Below are 16616 nucleotides of genomic sequence, written 5' to 3' on the forward strand. Positions count from 1 at the left end.
ATGCCAACCGGCACAGAGACCTCATATGAGCACGAATCTCGAACAACAGGCCCGCGCGCTGATCCGCACGGAGAACTTCATCAACGGCGAGTGGGTCGCCGCCGCGAGCGGTCGTCGTTTCGCGGTCACCGATCCGGCGACCGGCAAGCCGATCGCGGAAGTTGCCGACAGCGGCCCCAGCGACGCGCGAGCGGCCACGGACGCCGCCGCCAAAGCGCTGCCCGCGTGGCGCGCGAGGCTGGCCAGCGAACGCGCGGCGGTACTGCACCGCTGGCACGCGTTGATCGTCGCGAATCGCGACGCACTCGGTGCGTTGATCTCACTCGAACAAGGCAAGCCGCTCGCCGAAGGACGCGCCGAGGTGAACTATGGCGCGTCGTACGTCGCGTGGTTCGCCGACGAAGCCACCCGCATCTACGGCGACCTGATTCCGCAGCAGCAGCGCGGCAAACGGATGAGCGCGGTCAAGGAACCGATCGGGGTCGTCGCGGCCATCACGCCCTGGAATTTTCCGCTTGCGATGATCGCGCGCAAGATCGCACCCGCGCTCGCGGCGGGCTGCACGGTGGTCGCGAAACCCGCGGAAGACACGCCGCTCACCGCGATCGCACTGGTGATGCTGGCGCACGAGGCGGGCGTGCCGAACGGCGTGCTCAACCTGATCTCGGCTTCGCGTGCGGCGGCGGCCGAGACGGTCGGCGACTGGCTCGCCGACAGCCGTGTCCGCAAGATCACGTTCACCGGATCGACGCCCGTCGGCAAGCATCTCGCGCGCGAATCGGCGGGCACGCTGAAGAAGCTCTCGCTGGAACTCGGCGGCAATGCGCCGTTCATCGTATTCGACGACGCCGACCTCGATGCCGCGGTCAATGGCCTGCTGGCCGCGAAATTCCGCAATGGCGGGCAGACTTGCGTGTGTCCGAACCGCGTCTTCGTGCAGCGCGGCGTATACGAACGTTTCTCCGCGCTGCTGTGCGCGAAAGTGGCCGAACTGCGGGTCGGACCCGCTAGCGACCCCGCCACGCAGATCGGGCCCATGATCAATGAGCGCGCTGTGGACAAGATCGCTCGTCATGTCGAGGACGCGCTCGAGAACGGCGCGCTCGTGCTGACGGGCGGACGACGGCTCACCGAGCTGGGACCGCACTACTACGCGCCCACGGTGCTGGGTAACGCCACGTCGTCGATGGTGTTGTGCGGCGAGGAAACCTTCGGCCCGGTCGTGCCGCTGTTCCCATTCGACAGCGAGCAGGAAGCGGTGCAGGCCGCCAACGACACGCCGTTCGGGCTCGCCTCGTACTTCTACAGCGAGAACATGCGCCGTATCGAGCGTGTCTCGCGCGCCCTGGAAGCTGGCATCGTCGGTATCAACGAAGGCGCGCTCGCTTCAGAAGCGGCGCCGTTCGGCGGTGTGAAGGAATCCGGCTACGGTCGCGAAGGATCGAAGTATGGTCTCGATGACTATCTGTCGATCAAGTATCTGTGTCAGGGAGGTCTGGAGTAAACATGGAAGCCTATCCGATCGAAGTCGCATTTCCGGACCTCTCGGCGCACGCCGACGGCAATACCGGCATCGCATACGTGCACTCGTTCGACTCCGGCCAAGCCGGGCCGCACGTGATGATCAATGCGCTCACGCATGGCAACGAAGTGTGCGGCGCGATCACCGTCGACGCGTTGTTGCGCAGTGGCCTGCGCCCGCGCCGCGGCAAGCTCACGCTATCGTTCGCGAACGTCGCCGCGTATGCGCGGTTCGATCCCGCGACACCAGACAAAGCGCGTTTCGTCGATCAGGACTTCAACCGCGTCTGGACCGCCGCGAAGCTCGACGATCTGGCGACCCGCTCGTCGGAACTCGATCGTGCGCGCGCGATGCGGCCGGTGATCGACACAGTGGATCTGCTGCTCGACCTGCATTCGATGCATGAAAAAAGCGCGCCGCTGATCGTCGCGGGGCCGCTGCGCAAGGGAGCCGAACTGGCCGAGCGGCTCGGCACGCCCGCCACCGTGATTCAGGACGAAGGCCATCCCGAAGGCCGCCGGATGCGCGACTACGAGGGCTTCGGCGACGACGCGAGTCCGAAGAATGCCCTGTTGATCGAATGCGGCCAGCACTGGCAAGCCAGCGCGGTGACGGTTGCGCGCGACTGCACCGCACGCTTTCTGTTGCTGTCGGGCATCGTCGACGCAGCCGACCTGCCGCCCGGCTGGATCGCGCCATTGCCCGACGAAATGCGCATCGTGCGCGTGACCGAACCGGTCGTCGCCAGGAGCATGGATTTCCGTTTCGCGGGTCCTTATACAGGCCTCGAGACGTTCGACAAGGCCGGCACCGTGATCGCATGGTCCGACGGTCAGCCAGTCTCGACTCCGTACGATGACTGCATGCTGGTGATGCCCTCGCTGCGCCAGTTGCGCGCCGGCGTCACCGTGGTCCGGCTAGGCCGGATCGACCGACGTATCGACCTCCGCTCACGACAACAGGAAACAGCGCAATGAAAGTTCAGCAGATCAGGCAAGCCGCGGAAGTCTCCGCACTGGAGGATTGGGGAACCGCGGGCCTGCCCGGTACCGAACCGTCGCGCGTATCGGGACGCCAGTACGTCATTCCCGGTCACGAAGCAATCGATACCGGCGTGTTCGAGTGCTCGCCCGGCACCTATCGGCGCTCCGTCAAGCAGGCGGAGGTGATGCATTTCATCAAGGGCAGCGGCACCTTCACGCCCGACGGAGAAGACACGGTCCGCTTCGCCGCCGGCGACACGCTATTTTTCCAGGCCAACACGGAAGGACTCTGGAACATCGATGAAACGCTGCGGAAGATCTACGTGATCTTCTGACAGCGTACGCACCCGGTATCCGGCTGCTCATGTCAATCATGGTTGCTCAAACATGCTAAGAATCGACGAAGTCCCGAATAGCGAGGGGTTCCCCGATCGCTGCGACGTAGCCGTGATCGGCGGCGGCATTATCGGCGTCAGCACCGCTTACGAGCTGGCACGGCGCGGCGTATCGGTCGTGCTGCTCGAAAAAGGCATCATTGGCGCGGAGCAGTCGGGGCGCAACTGGGGTTGGGTGCGTCAGCAGAACCGCGACCTTTACGAGTTGCCGCTCGCGATGCAGAGCCTGAAGCGTTGGGGCGAGTTGAGCGACGAACTCGGCGAGGACATCGGTTTTCGGCGCAGCGGCATTCTGTACGGAAGCGAGCAGTCTGCCGATGTCGCCCAGTGGGAAGCATGGCTCGGCAAGGCGCGCGCGCTCGGCTTCGACAGTCAGCTGCTGTCGGCTCGAGAACTGGCCGCGCGCGTTCCGCATAGTCGGGCGAAGTGGGCGGGCGGCGTGTGGTCGCATTCCGATGGACGCGCGGAGCCGTCGCGAGCAGCGCCTGCCATCGCAAGAGGCGCGCAACGACTCGGCGCGCGCGTGCATCAGACCTGTGCGGTTCGCGGACTCGACAGCAGCGCGGGTCGAATCTCCGGCGTATGGACCGAGCGCGGCCGGATTGGCGCGAGCAGCGTCGTGCTGGCCGGCGGCGCGTGGAGCGCCCTGTTCTGCCGGCACCATGGGATCGATCTGCCGGCGGTCAATGTGATCGGCACCGCGCTGCGCACGGCGGAAGCGCCGGCCGTGATAGACGGGTGCTTCTCCGGCCCGAACTTCGCGTTGCGGCGGCGGCTGGACGGCGGCTACACGATCGCGGTGCCAGGCTATGGACGCATGGAGATCGCGCCACAGAACCTGCGGCACGCGGTCAAGTTTCGTCAGATGTTCCGCAGCAAACTCAACAAGAAGCTCAAATTCCGGATCGCGCAACCTTTCTTCGGCGGCCCCGAAGGAAGTGCGGACTGGCGCCACGACGACATCTCTCCGTTCGAGGTGACGCGGGTTCTCAATCCTGCGCCCGATGCCGAGTGGCCGACCCGTGCACTCCAAAACGTTGCGACGGTCTTTCCCGAACTGTCGGGATTGCGTATCGCTCATGCGTGGGCAGGCGCGATCGACACGATGCCCGATCTGGTGCCGGTGATGTCACGCGTGGAGAGCAGGCCGGGCCTTGTGATCGCTTCGGGGTTCAGCGGTCATGGATTCGGGCTGGGACCGGGAGCCGGCATGCTGGTTAGCCGCATCGTGACGGACGACGCGACTGGGATCGAGACACAGCCATATCGATTGACGCGCTTTAGCGATGGCACCCGGCTGGCGAAACCCGAGATGATGTAACGCCTGACGTCGCCCCGCGAAAGCGGGCCTGCAGTGCTGTACAGCCGCGCTCAGCGTACCCCGCGAAATCTCATGTTTATGGCTTGCGATCGATGAACGATTGATCGCGCAATCGTGGCAAACACTGACCATCAGACCATTGCAGTTGAGTGCCGACCACGCTTGACCCAATCTGCGCCAGCGCATGACCGATGACACGCGGGAATCGGCTTGTAATATCCTGCTAAAAAGGTCATCCGCGAGCGGCTTTGGGCAACCCCAATCGACCTCGACGGAGCCCATGGGGGGAACAGCATGAAGGGCTTCCTTCTGGCATTGGCTTGCGCGTGTGTGCTGCCGGCCGCCGCCGCGCAGGATTTATTGCCTCGCCCTGCGCCCGGAGCCCCGGTCGCCGCGACGGACTTCCTGGCCTTGGCCAGGCGAGTGGTCGACGCCGCTTCGCGACCCGCTGCACCCTGGAACGGGCCACGCAACGGGCCACCTGCGCAATCTGGAAAACACATCGCGGTCGTCGCCGAGGATTTGCGCAACGGCGGCATCCTCGGTGTGGTCGATGGTGTGCTGGAGGCGGCCAAGGTGATCGGCTGGCGCGTGAGGATCTTCGATTCCGCGGGTGCGGCCGACCTGCGGCTGAAGATGCTCGCGAATGCGCTGGCAAGCCACCCCGACGGTCTGATCCTCGCCGGCGGCGATGCACGCGCGCTGCTCCCCGCACTGCGGCCGTTTGCCGAGAACAACATCCCAATCGTCGGCTGGCATGTCGCGGCCCGGGCCGGACCGGTGCCCGGCACGCCCGTGGCGATGAACGTGTCGACGGATCCGCTCGAGGTCGCGCGCGTGACCGCGCTGGCGGCCATCGTGCAGTCCGGCGGGCATGCGGGAGTCGTCATCTTCACCGATTCCAATTTCCGAATTGCGCAAGGCAAGGCGGATGAAATGGCTGCCGTCGTTCGCGCGTGCAGTGGCTGTACCCTGCTTGAAGTGCGCGACGTGGCGATTTCGCGCAGCCGGGAACTGGTGCCGGGGACGACACGCGCCCTGCTCGCGCGTTACGGCCCGCGCTGGACCTGTGCGCTGGCGATCAACGACATCTACTTTGACTACGCCGCCCCGGTGTTGACCCAGGTGGGAATGCCGAACGCTGCAATGATCATGCTGTCGGCTGGCGACGGCAGCGAGTCCGCCTTCCTGCGCATCCGCACCGGCACCTTCCAGACCGGCACCGTGGCCGAACCCCTGAATCTGCACGGCTGGCAACTGGTCGACGAAATGAACCGACTTTTCGCGGGCGTTGGCGTCACGGGTTACGTGACGCCGGTGCATCTCGTGACGGCGGACAACGTCGCCGCGGACGGCGGCGATCGTCTACTCTACGACCCTGACAACGGCTATCGCGACATTTATCGTCAGATCTGGCAACGACCGTGAAACTGCCTTTCCCACAATCGCTCACCGCTCAATTTGCGCTCGTTGTTTCGTGCCTGGCCGCGCTGGTGGTCGTCGTCGGAGCCACGACGATTTACTCGTTGACCGGTTCGGCCCACTCGATCCGTCAGTTGGCCGAAGAGCGGCTCACGCGCCTCGCGGATGCGCAGGATCTGGTACAGCACACGCTGACCATTGAACGCCTCGCATTGCAGTTGTCTCGCGACGATACGATCGATGCGGTGCGCGAGACCCATCGGCATGTGCTCGAACAGCTGGCATCCTTCGACCGCCTGGTTGACCGCCTGGCCTCCGCGGCCGCAAGCGACGACCCAGGGGTCGACGCGCTGACGCTTTATCGGTCGAGCCAACGCTTTCGCAACATCGTCAACATCGAGGCGCAGGTGCGCGAGACCGCACTCGGCACCCGGGGTGCGCCGGCAGATGGGCAGCGGCCGGGCGTGTCGCTGACCAGCCTCGACAGGGACCTGCGCGGCGCGGCCGAGGCTCTGGCCGTCGCGGCGCAACGGCAGTCCGATTATTTGACGCGCGACTACCGCGAAGCAGTCCAGGATCTGGCCGTTAGCGCAGATCGCACACGCAAATGGGTGGCGGGTGGAGTCGCGGTGAGCCTGCTGCTCACCTGGCTAATCGCCCGCGAATTCCTCGGGCGCCATGTCGTGGCGCGCCTGCGCCGCGTCAGTCACTTTCTGCGGCACGGCGATGCCGGGAGCACGCAAGCCGGAGTCCCCGTGCACGGCGGCGACGAGATTGCCGATATGGCGCGCGCAGTCGAGCAGTTCCTTGAAGACCGGCGCCAGCGCCGCCAGGCCGAGGATGCGTTGAAGGAGCTCAACGCCGGACTCGAGGCGCGGGTCGCACAGCGCACGGCCGAACTCAGTACGGCGCTTGCGGGTCAGGCGGCCGAGATCGCCGAACGTCAGCACGCCGAAGATGCCGTCCGGGAAAGCGAGAACTTTCTTAACAGCATCGTCGAAAATATCCCGGACATGATCTTCGTCAGGGAGGCCGCGACCTTGCGCTTCGTGCGCTGCAACAAGGCGACAGAGCAACTTCTCGGTTACCGGCGCGAGGAGATCCTCGGCCGGTCCGTCCACGACCTGTTTCCCACCGAGGAGGCTGAATTCTTCGCGCTGAAGGACCGGGCCGTGCTGGAGTCGCGACACATGATCGACATACCGGAAGAGCCGGTTCATACGCGACATGGCGTGCGCCTGCTGCACACGATGAAGATCCCGATCGCCGATGTGCGCGGCGTGCCGCAGTTCCTGCTCGGCATCTCACGCGACATCACGGAGCACAAGCATGCCGAAGCGGAATTGCGGCGCTATCGCGAGCACCTCGAAGACATGATCCGCGAACGGACAGCGGAACTCGCCGTGGCCAAGGAACATGCAGATACGGCCAACCAGGCAAAAAGTGACTTTCTCGCGCACATGAGCCACGAACTGCGTACGCCGCTGAACGCGATTCTTGGTTACGCGCAGATCCTCACACGCGACACGACTCTCGATCAACGCCAGATCGACGGACTCGCAGTCATCCAGCGCAGCGGCGAACACCTGCTGATGCTCATCGACGACATCCTGGATATAGCCAAGATCGAAGCTGGACGAATGGAACTCAATCTTTCCGACGTTCCGCTCGAACAGTTCGTCTACTTTGTCGCCGAGACGATGCGGGTCAAGGCAACCGAAAAGGGACTCGCCTTCGCTTGCGAGATGCAGCCCGATCTGCCCGCGGCTGTCCGGGCGGACGAAATACGGCTGCGTCAGGCGCTGCTCAACCTGCTTTCCAACGCGATCAGATTTACCGAGCAGGGGAGCGTGCATCTGAGCGTCGCTTTTATGCCGCCCGCGCGACTATGTTTCAAAGTGCAGGACACCGGCATTGGGATAGATAAAGGGCGCCTGGAGGAAATCTTCAGGCCTTTCGAGCAAGTGAGCGACGACCGGCACCGCTTCGGCGGCACGGGGCTCGGGCTCGCCATCAGCCGGCAACTCGTACGCCTGATGGGCGGCGAGATCCATATCGAGAGTCGCCGCGATATCGGCAGCGTCTTCTCGATCGAACTGGATGTCCAGGTGGTGGCGCCCCCGGCGGCCGTCGCCGCGTCCGGACGGATCGTGAGCGGCTACAAGGGGCCGCGCAAGGCTATCCTGGTCGCGGATGACGTGGCGGAGAACCGTGCCGTGATGGTCGATATGCTGGGTCCGCTCGGATTCGACATGGCGGAGGCTGGCAACGGATCCGAAGCTCTGGAGAAAACCCGCTCCCTGCATCCTGCGCTTGTCCTGATGGATGTGGTCATGCCCGGGATGGACGGGCTCGAAGCCACGCGTCGCCTGCGCCAGATGCCCGAGTTCCGGGATCTGCCCATCGTCGCAGTCTCCGCAAGTGCCTCGGGGACCGATGCGGCGCAAAGTCTCGCGGCCGGCGCAAACGCTTTTCTTGCCAAACCGATCGATTTCGGCCGGCTATTGTCCCATGTCGCATCGCTCATGAATGTCGAGTGGATCGACGAAGCGACCAAGGGGCAAGTCACTGGCGCGGACCACACGGCTGTACCCGCTGCCGCTCCTTTTACCGTGCCCTTGATGGCACCGCCGCAGGGCGAGATCGAAGCGCTGCACTACCTGGCGCGACTCGGCGACATGCGTGCCATCGTGCAACACGCCCGACACTTGAGCGAGCTCGACGAGCGCTATCGACCCTTCGCAGACCACCTTTGCCGATTGGCGAAGGCTTACCGGTCCAAGGCGATCCTCAGCTTCGTCGAGCAATATCTGGAAAGGAGGCTACTGCGGTGATTCGCGCCTCAGAACGCGAACCGCATCATCCTTCGTTTTCTACTCGACGATCATGCCGTGCCGGATCGCGTACCGGATCACCTCAGCGTTGTTGGAAAGCCCGAGTTTCTGCATCAACCGCATCTTGTGTGTGCTGATCGTTTTCGCGCTGAGGGCACATGCCTGGGCAATTTCATTGATGCTCCTGCCTGCAGCGAGCATCTGCAGGACCTCGAATTCGCGGTCCGACAGTACTTCATGCGGCGGCACGTCGCCGCGCTGTGTATCGAACACCATCGCATCGACGAGCTTCGGATCGATGAAACGGCCGCCGTCCGCGAGCTTGCGGATTGCCGCGAGCAGCACCTCCGGGTCACTGTCCTTGGTCAGATATCCCGTTGCTCCCGCGCGCAGCGCGCGAGACGCGACCTGGGCCTCGTCGTGAATGCTCAGCACCAGCACCGGCAACGAAGGATGTTCCGCCCGTACCCTGCGGATCAGAGCGACGCCGCTGATGCCGGGCATCGTCATGTCGAGCAATAGAAGATCGAGCGCGCACGAGCGCAGCTTGTCGATCACTTCCGCTCCTTGCGCCGCTTCCGCCGCAACGACGATATCGCTCGTGGTCGCGATGATCTGTCTGAGTCCGCCACGGACTATCGCATGATCGTCCGCAATGAGTATCCTGATCATGTTCGAGCTCCGCCATCGAGCGGAATATGAATCGAAACCATGGTGCCCGCGCCCGGCGAGCTGTCGATCGAAAGCGATCCGCCGATCAGCCGCGCGCGCTCGTTCATGCCGAGCAGGCCATATGAATAGTCGCGACTCACCACTTGCCGGTCGAAGCCGCATCCGTCGTCACGCACATGCAGCAAGAGCTGTGCAGCCGTCGAAACAAGCGTCACCTCGACACGTGTGGCGGCGGCATGACGCGCGACGTTCGTCAGCGAAGCCTGTGCAATGCGGAACAGGGCCGTCGCATGGGCGTCGGACAGCGCGGGTTCGCCGCCTTCGATGCGCAATTCACACGCAATCGCATTGCGGCGGTTGAACTCGTCGACAAGCCATTCGAGCGCAGACACGATGCCGAAGTTAAGCGCCGCGGGCCGCAGGTGGCTCGCGACATTGCGCACCATCGAGATCGTGCCTTCGACCAGTTGGCGCATATCGTCGGCTTTTTTTGTCGCTTCCGCGTCGTGCGCGATGCGCATTTTGAGCAGAGACACGTCCATCTTGAGCGCGGTCAGCAATTGCCCCAGCTCGTCGTGAATTTCCATCGCAATGCGCTTTCTCTCCTCCTCGCGAATCGCCTCCATGTACGCGGACAGTTCGCGCTGCTGCTCGCGCGATTCGACGAGTTCCTGTTCCATCTGCTTGCGCCCCGTAATGTCATTGAGGCCCACATAGATCGCGGGAGAATCGTCGTAAGTCGCGGCGCGCGCCGTCGCCATCGCCCAGAACCGGGTACCGTCCTGGCGCCGGAACTGTATCTCCGTGTTGCGCAAGCCACCCGTGGTCCGCAGATGTTCGATCAGACGCTCGCGCTCGCCCCGCTCGGCGTAGAAATCCGCGATATTGGCGGACGAGCCTTCGTCCATGCCGAAGAGTTCGCGCAGCGGCAGGTTCGTGTACAGGATGTGTCCATCCGGCATCGAGGTGATGCACAGCGGCACCGGACTCGTTTCGACAATCGCGCGAAAGCGAGCCTCGCTTGCCTGCAGGCGCGCGTCCGCGCGCCGCCGCTCGTCGATCTGCGCCCGCAAGTTGGCGTTGGCGCGCGCCAGCTCTTCGGTGCGCAATGCGACACGTCGCTCCAGATCGTCGCGCGCTTGCGATAGCGCGGCCTCCGTTTCCTTGCGCACGGCGACTTCCGCCAGCAGTTGCCGGTTCTGCGCGAGAACCTGCTTGTGCATCACCCGCAGTTCGAGGTGCACGCCAACGCGCGCGACCATCTCATCGACGCGCAATGGCTTGGTCACATAATCGACACCGCCCACCAGAAAGCCTTCGACGCGGTCCTCGTTGTCCATCAGCGAGGTCATGAATATGACGGCGATATCGCGCGTGCGCTCATCGCGCTTGAGGCGCCGACAGGTCTCGAAGCCGTCGATGCCCGGCATCTTCACGTCGAGCAGGATCACATCGGGCTGCGAGAAGGCTGCGCGCTCCAACGCTTCGATACCGTCGAGCGCCACCAGCACGCGAATGCCGCGCGCCTCGAGACTGTCGACAACCACGCCAAGATTCCCCGGCGTATCGTCGACGATCAGAATCGTGCCCGTATACGCGACCGGAGCGGCGAGATGGCTCATGATGCGGTGTTCCCTTCGAGATACCGCTCAGCGGGTTGCAGGAGCCCGCTCCACCATGCGTCGAAAATGTCGAGCGCCATATATCCCCGCGAGTGCCGCCGTTGTGGTCGTCCTATTCTGCACTCGATGCCGGCGCCTGGTCCATCACGCCCGCTCCGGGTTTCAAACGTCCGATGAAACGGCGCGCCCCGTGGCCTCACAGCCGCCGCATGCGTGCCTGTAAGCAGTTGCGCGCCTAGCCGGCGTTGCCGTTCGCTAGTGCGACACCTCGCCCGCCACCGCGATCAGTCGGACCGTGCGCGGCAAGGTCAGTTCGTCGATGAGGTCGGCCACCTCGCACAGCGCGCGAAAGTCATACTCGTCGATCTGGTCCGCGTGATTGCGCCGCAACTCGCGCATGGTTTGGCCCAGGCGCCTGAGCGCGTTGGTCGTGCTGTCTATCAACGGCCAGCAGTGCATCAAATACGCAAGCGATGTCACGCTGCGCGTCTCGCACCAGGTGTCGAACAGTCGCAGACATATCACGTCGATTTGCTCGATGACGTTTTCCCGCTCCGATAGATAGCCGATCATGTTGCATCAATTCGACATTGCATTTCGATGGCCCATCATCTACGAGCAAAACGTGTGTCGCATTCAGCGCACGCTGGAAAATCAGGGTGTGACTTCCTGATTCGCGTGTCAGGAAATCCTTAGTGTCATTCATGGCGAAAGCCCCCGCAGATGGGCAAGGACCCTTAAATGCCGTTCTATATGCTGCTCCGGTTCAGGAAGTCCTGACGGCTGAAACCAGCGATTCCTGAAACGACATTCCGGCCGGCGCCGATTGGACGCACGCACCGATCGCCATAGCATCGAATCATCGTGCATCGCGGGGAAAATCATGGCGGGGAACACATCGCTGCGTTCTCAGGTCGAAAAACTCGTTGGACCGACGGGGGGCCGAGGGGCGCGCGTGCGTCTGCTGAACCGCTCGCGCTCGGGTGGAACATGCCGGGTGCGCATTCAAATCGATCTGCCGACCGGGGCGTTTTCACTCTTCTTCTTTCGCCATGCCGACGGCACATGGCACGTGTTTCCGCCGGGCCAGCGCCGTCCGGAAATGGGGATAGGCCGCATGGCGGCCTGATCGTTCAGCCAGCCGGGGAAATGCACATGCACGACGATGCTTCGAACACACTGCCGCAGGACGTGATAGAACTGCGCGCGTGGCTCAACGACTGGTACGACCATGCATTCGCCGTAGGCTACGTCCATCCGCCCTTCACGCTCGATGAAGCGACAGCCGACCGGCTCGAAGGCTACTTCAAGGCGGGCCTGACGCCGGCCGAAGGCGCAATTTTGTTCTTTGGCGTCGTGCATTGAGAGGCGAGCGATGAAGGCAAAAGACGGTGAAGTCAATCAATGAAACATCACATTGTCGGGCGTTATCGCGGATTCGTCATCGAAGCGCACATGGAGCCGCGGACGGCCCGTTTGTCCGATGGAATCGCGCTGACATATCGCGTCACATGGTCGTTGCGTAGAAGGACACGAAAACAGCACGTCACCGGTGACTTAGCCGATGCCGTTACCTACGGGTCGGAAAGTGTTGCTCTCACGTGCGTCGACCGCAAGGCTCGCGCTCTTATCGATGCCATGCTAGCGAATCAGGAAGCGTTGAAAACCGTGGGGCTGTAACCCCGATGCCTGGAAGTCCCGCGCCTCGCGCAGCGTCACGCGGACTCGAACGGTCATGAAAGAAAAACGGCTCGACTAGCCGCAGACATCCCTGCCGAGATACGCAGCGACCGCGCCTGTCACGGCGAAGCCAGGCAATTGCTCCGGCGACGCCAGATGCGCGGCGACGATCTCGCGATTATCGAGCCGCAGTTCGGGTAGGCAATCGAGGCGCAGTTCGAAGAAATGTACCCGGTCTCTTCGCCCGTCCCACATGCCGGCGGCGCTGCCTGCCGGCAGTAAGGGGTGAGACGCAAGTCCGATCTCCTCTTCCATCTCGCGCAGCGCCGCAGCAGCAGGTGTCTCACCGGCCCGGATACTGCCGCCCGGAAACCCCCATTCGGCGCGGTACGACGACTTCAGCAGCAGCAGCGACTGACCGACGTAGATTGGGCGGATTCAACCGGTCGATGCAACGCAATGAACGCCGGATGAGCGGCTCACGGTGCAGAGGAAAACATGAGCGGACCTACGAGTAGGCGATGGACCTTCTCATGGCCGCGGACTTCGATGTGAGAGCTAGTCAGAAAGATTGGAAAGCAATTGGTCGCGCTGGCCAAACGTATCGTTGCGGCTCGCTCCGACCGGTCGGCGAGTTACGATCCACATACGTTTTCGCCCCGGCGCCCGCGTACGAGAGAAAGAGCGGCTTCATCATCGGTTGTGAGCAGGTTTGCTCCCACGAGCCTTTCCCTACACACGGCTTTAGCCAGGCTCTGACCTCGCTTCTGCATGAGCCATCGGATAGGCCACACCCGCGCGGTCTGATCCGCGGACGCGGTTACCACGCGCTGGCCGTCCGGGCTGAAGGCGGCGGAGAAAACCGGCCCCTGATGTCCGGTGAGCTTCGCGATCACCTCGCCGGTCGCCGCGTCCCACACCCGCGCGGTCCCGTCCGCGAACGCGGTCACCACCCGCTGGCCGTCCGGGCTGAAGGCGGCGGAGAAAACCGCTCCCTGATGCCCACCGAACTGGGCGATCTGTGTGCCGGTGGCCGCGTCCCACACCCGCGCGGTCCTGTCCGCGGACGCGGTCACCACGCGCTGGCCGTCCGGGCTGAAGGCGGCGGAATAAACCAGATCCTGGTGCCCGCTGAGGAGCAAGATCTGTTTGCCGGTGGCCGCGTCCCACACCCGCGCGGTCCTGTCCCTGGACGCGGTCACCACGCGCTGGCCGTCCGGGCTGTAGGCGACGGAATCAACCGGACCCTGATGCCCGCTGAGGAGCAAGATCTGTTTGCCGGTGGCCGCGTCCCACACCCGCGCGGTCCCATCCCAGGACACGGTCACCACCCGCAGGCTGTCCGGGCTGAAGGCGGCGAAGCAAACCCACCCCTGATGCCCGCCGAGCTGAGCGACCTGTTTGCCCGTGGTCGCGTCCCACACTCGCGCGGTCCCGTCCCGGGACGCGGTCACCACCCGTTGGCCGTCCGGGTCGTAGGCGACGGAATCAACCGGGCCCTGATGCCCGCTGAGGAGCAAGACCTGTTTGCCGGTGGCCGCGTCCCACACCCGCGCGGTCCTATCACGGGACGCGGTCACCACCCGCTGGCCGTCCGGGCTAAAGGCGGCGGAAATAACTGACCCTTGATGCCCTCTGAGCAGCAAGATGCCCATCGCCGCGTCCCATGCGCGCGCGGTCCTATCACGGGACGCAGTCACCACCCGCTGACCGTCCGGGCTGAAGGCGGCGGAATTCACCGGCCCCTCGTGTCCGGTGAGCTGCACGATCACCTGGCCGGTCGCCGCATCCCACACCCGCGCGGTCTTGTCATCGGACACGGTCACCACGCGCTGGCCGTCCGGGCTGAAGGCGGCGGCGCTCACCGGTCCGCGATGTCCAGTGAGCTGCACGATCGCCTGGCCGGTCGCCGCGTTCCACACCCGCGCGGTGTTGTCATCGGACGCGGTCGCCACGCGCTGGCCGTCCGGGCTGAAGGCGACGGAGAAAACCGCTCCCCGATGCCCTATGAGCTGCGCGATCACCTGGCCGGTCGCCGCATCCCACACCCGCGCGGTCTTGTCATCGGACGCGGTCACCACGCGCCGGCCGTCCGGGCTGAAGACCGCGGAGCTTACCGGTTCCCGATGCCCGGTGAGCTGTGCGATCACGTGGCCGGTCGCCGCATTCCACACCCGCGCGGTCCTGTCCGCGGACGCGGTCACCACGCGCCGGCCGTCCGGGCTGAAGGTGGCGGAGAAAACCGGTTTCTGATGCCCGCTGAGCTGCGCAATCTGTTTGCCCGTAGCCGCGTCCCATACCCGCGCGGTCCTGTCCGCGGACGCAGTCACCACGCGCCGGCCGTGCGGGCTGAAGGCGGCGGAATAAACCAGATCCTGATGCCCGCTGAGTTGCGCAATCTGGTTGCCCGTAGCCGCGTCCCATACCCGCGCGGTCCTGTCCGCGGACGCAGTCACCACCCGCTGGCCGTCCGGGCTGAAGGCGGCAGAATAGACCAGATTCTGATGGCCACTGAGCTGCACAATCTGTTTACCTGTGGCCAGGTCCCACACCCGCGCTGTCCCATCCCAGGACGCGGTCACCACCCGCTTACCGTCCGGGCTGAAGACGGCGGAGTCAACCGCATTCTGATGGCCGCCGAGCAACGCAATCTGCACTGATGCTTGCGCGCCACGCATAAGCTCAAGCTCTGCTTCTGCCGATCCCGGCGAGAGCCAACCGTTGCCCATCGCCAGCATCGCGAAGCGCATTGCGCGGTCATAATTTCCCGCGTCGTTCGCCGTTGTCGCGGCCGACGCCAACGCCAGGGAAGTCTGGCGTGCGACCGTCCGAGTCTGGTGAATGATCCACCCGGCAGTCACAATTAGAACGAATACGATTGTGCCAATCAGTACCTGGATGCGTCGCTGCGCGCCCTGTCCGTGCCCGCTCTTCGTTGACATGGGCTTGATCCTCAACGATTTGTTGCAACTGCGACTCGCGCTCCGCGCGTGCCGCCTCGTTGCGCCCGCAGCAAGTCCATCGATAGGAAAGGTCGTCCGCGCCCAGCCGAAAGCAATTTGCACATGTCCAATTCGCAAAGAAATCGCTCGCCCCACGCCGTCGCCCAGACGTCTGGGGGCTTCCGGTCGCATCGTCTCACGCCACGCCACGCACTCGATTCCAGGAAACAGCACGTCAGTGCGCACCAGTGTCCGCTGCGGGCCGGCAAGCGGTTCTCAATTCAGCTATCGGTCCGGGTTCGGCCAACTCCCGCCATTCGACCTTAGGTGCAGGAAGACATTCGAATGTCGGTACCACCCAAAAAAACAGCCTCTCAGTCTGGGGAAGATCGGCGCCGCTTTCTCGGCCTTATGCGAAAGGGTGAGCCGACCAGGATGAGACGGAGGGCTGCCCGCACAAGAAAAGCCCGCAAGGGATCGCAGGCTGTGGGACAGTCATTCGCGGTTGCGGGCCGTACGAATGGCGCTGGTAACTATAGGTCTCGTGGCGTGCACGCCCTTCATTTGGGGCTGACCGAGTCGCACGCACTCTGCACGACGGCGTCATACGCACTGCTCGAATGATCAGCGACGCGGTAACTCACCACCTTTTCATTGCGGATGAAAACTTCGGTAAGCAGGTTGCCAACATAGCCGTTGTAACTGTTTTTCGCATTGACTATCAGATACACGCGATAACCGAACACAGCAGGCGCTCCAAGTGCGGCTCGCGTCCATCCCGACGATGGTTCATTCAGATATTGCACCACGGCGCTCGAAGGTTCATTTAGCATTGTCTGCCGATACGCATCGATCAGGGCTTCGTAGTCGTCAGGGTACGTGCCGTAGGTCGCTGCCTCCGGCGTGTTCTTGTCGCACATCGGCGCAACCCGTGAGCACGCCTGCGATCAATACCGCTGCGCTCGCGGCCCTCAGCTTCGTTTTCATCACTTCACCTACGCGGACAGGTTTTTCATACGGCTTCTTATCTCTTGTCTGTACTTTTTGTGGCGCAGTATAGCCAGAGCAAAGGGGCGAGTGCCACTGATCGAGGAGCTAGACCTTCGTTGTTAGAGACTTCCACTCTTTACTCCTTGCCGGTCTCCCGGCGCACTGACAAGTTTATTACGCTCTACGGTTCTGATCGGGACTGGATCGCAGTGGCCAGGTCAGGCCCTAAAAGC

14 protein-coding genes and 1 pseudogene are annotated in these 16616 nt (G+C 63.7%); 9 read left to right on the forward strand and 6 right to left on the reverse strand.

Annotated features, from left to right (window positions below):
• Nucleotides 1-25: 25 nt before the first annotated feature.
• From F6X40_RS32925 to F6X40_RS32950, 6 genes are all read left to right on the forward strand, one after another.
• Nucleotides 26-1504: an NAD-dependent succinate-semialdehyde dehydrogenase gene (locus tag F6X40_RS32925; RefSeq protein ID WP_187630704.1), complete on the forward strand. Its 1479-nt coding sequence runs from the start codon at nt 26-28 to the stop codon at nt 1502-1504.
• 2 nt (nt 1505-1506) lie between these two features.
• A complete protein-coding gene (locus F6X40_RS32930; protein WP_187630705.1) occupies nt 1507-2499 on the forward strand; it encodes a M14 family metallopeptidase in 993 nt (330 codons plus the stop codon).
• Nucleotides 2496-2840: a cupin domain-containing protein gene (locus F6X40_RS32935; RefSeq protein ID WP_018422376.1), complete on the forward strand. Its 345-nt coding sequence runs from the start codon at nt 2496-2498 to the stop codon at nt 2838-2840. Before F6X40_RS32930 ends, F6X40_RS32935 begins: the two co-directional genes overlap by 4 nt.
• 52 nt (nt 2841-2892) lie before the next feature.
• On the forward strand, nt 2893-4221 hold the full coding sequence (locus F6X40_RS32940) for an NAD(P)/FAD-dependent oxidoreductase (RefSeq protein WP_187630706.1): 1329 nt from the start codon (nt 2893-2895) through the stop codon (nt 4219-4221).
• A 294-nt stretch (nt 4222-4515) separates the two neighbouring features.
• Nucleotides 4516-5649, forward strand: a complete 1134-nt coding sequence (locus F6X40_RS32945; RefSeq protein WP_187630707.1) for a substrate-binding domain-containing protein — start codon at nt 4516-4518, stop codon at nt 5647-5649.
• Nucleotides 5646-8477 (forward strand): ATP-binding protein, encoded by a 2832-nt coding sequence (locus F6X40_RS32950; protein WP_187630708.1) that lies wholly within the window; start codon nt 5646-5648, stop codon nt 8475-8477. The genes F6X40_RS32945 and F6X40_RS32950 overlap by 4 nt, the downstream gene beginning before the upstream one ends.
• Before the next feature lie 39 nt (nt 8478-8516).
• Here the strand turns inward: F6X40_RS32950 and F6X40_RS32955 are convergent, their stop codons facing one another.
• The 3 genes from F6X40_RS32955 to F6X40_RS32965 all read right to left on the reverse strand — a co-directional run bounded on the left by F6X40_RS32955 (nt 8517) and on the right by F6X40_RS32965 (nt 11344).
• Nucleotides 8517-9149, reverse strand: a complete 633-nt coding sequence (locus F6X40_RS32955) for a response regulator transcription factor (RefSeq protein WP_184071954.1) — start codon at nt 9147-9149, stop codon at nt 8517-8519.
• On the reverse strand, nt 9146-10771 hold the full coding sequence (locus F6X40_RS32960; RefSeq protein WP_187630709.1) for a response regulator: 1626 nt from the start codon (nt 10769-10771) through the stop codon (nt 9146-9148). Before F6X40_RS32960 ends, F6X40_RS32955 begins: the two co-directional genes overlap by 4 nt.
• A gap of 255 nt (nt 10772-11026) precedes the next feature.
• Nucleotides 11027-11344 (reverse strand): hypothetical protein, encoded by a 318-nt coding sequence (locus F6X40_RS32965; RefSeq protein WP_187630710.1) that lies wholly within the window; start codon nt 11342-11344, stop codon nt 11027-11029.
• A 310-nt stretch (nt 11345-11654) separates the two neighbouring features.
• Between F6X40_RS32965 and F6X40_RS32970 the strand changes: the two genes are divergently transcribed.
• From F6X40_RS32970 to F6X40_RS32980, 3 genes are read left to right on the forward strand one after another with little or no spacing between them, the layout of a single operon-like run.
• A complete protein-coding gene (locus tag F6X40_RS32970; RefSeq protein WP_184071958.1) occupies nt 11655-11900 on the forward strand; it encodes a hypothetical protein in 246 nt (81 codons plus the stop codon).
• A gap of 26 nt (nt 11901-11926) precedes the next feature.
• A complete protein-coding gene (locus F6X40_RS32975; protein ID WP_090811076.1) occupies nt 11927-12136 on the forward strand; it encodes a hypothetical protein in 210 nt (69 codons plus the stop codon).
• 39 nt (nt 12137-12175) lie between these two features.
• Complete coding sequence (locus tag F6X40_RS32980) at nt 12176-12451, forward strand: hypothetical protein (protein WP_262421640.1); 276 nt, start codon at nt 12176-12178, stop codon at nt 12449-12451.
• A gap of 75 nt (nt 12452-12526) precedes the next feature.
• On the opposite strand, the pseudogene F6X40_RS32985 reads toward F6X40_RS32980, so the two are convergent.
• The 3 genes and pseudogenes from F6X40_RS32985 to F6X40_RS32995 form a co-directional block, all read right to left on the reverse strand.
• A pseudogene (locus F6X40_RS32985) lies at nt 12527-12880 on the reverse strand (NUDIX domain-containing protein); the annotation flags it as partial.
• Nucleotides 12881-13086: 206 nt separating this feature from the next.
• Nucleotides 13087-15393, reverse strand: a complete 2307-nt coding sequence (locus tag F6X40_RS32990) for a WD40 repeat domain-containing protein (RefSeq protein WP_262421641.1) — start codon at nt 15391-15393, stop codon at nt 13087-13089.
• Nucleotides 15394-15953: 560 nt separating this feature from the next.
• Entirely contained in the window at nt 15954-16313 is a 360-nt protein-coding gene (locus tag F6X40_RS32995) for a hypothetical protein (RefSeq protein ID WP_187630711.1), read from the reverse strand.
• Between the last annotated feature and the right edge of the window lie 303 nt (nt 16314-16616).

Source organism: Paraburkholderia sp. UCT31, from assembly GCF_014397655.1.
In the GTDB taxonomy this organism is placed as follows: domain Bacteria; phylum Pseudomonadota; class Gammaproteobacteria; order Burkholderiales; family Burkholderiaceae; genus Paraburkholderia; species Paraburkholderia tuberum.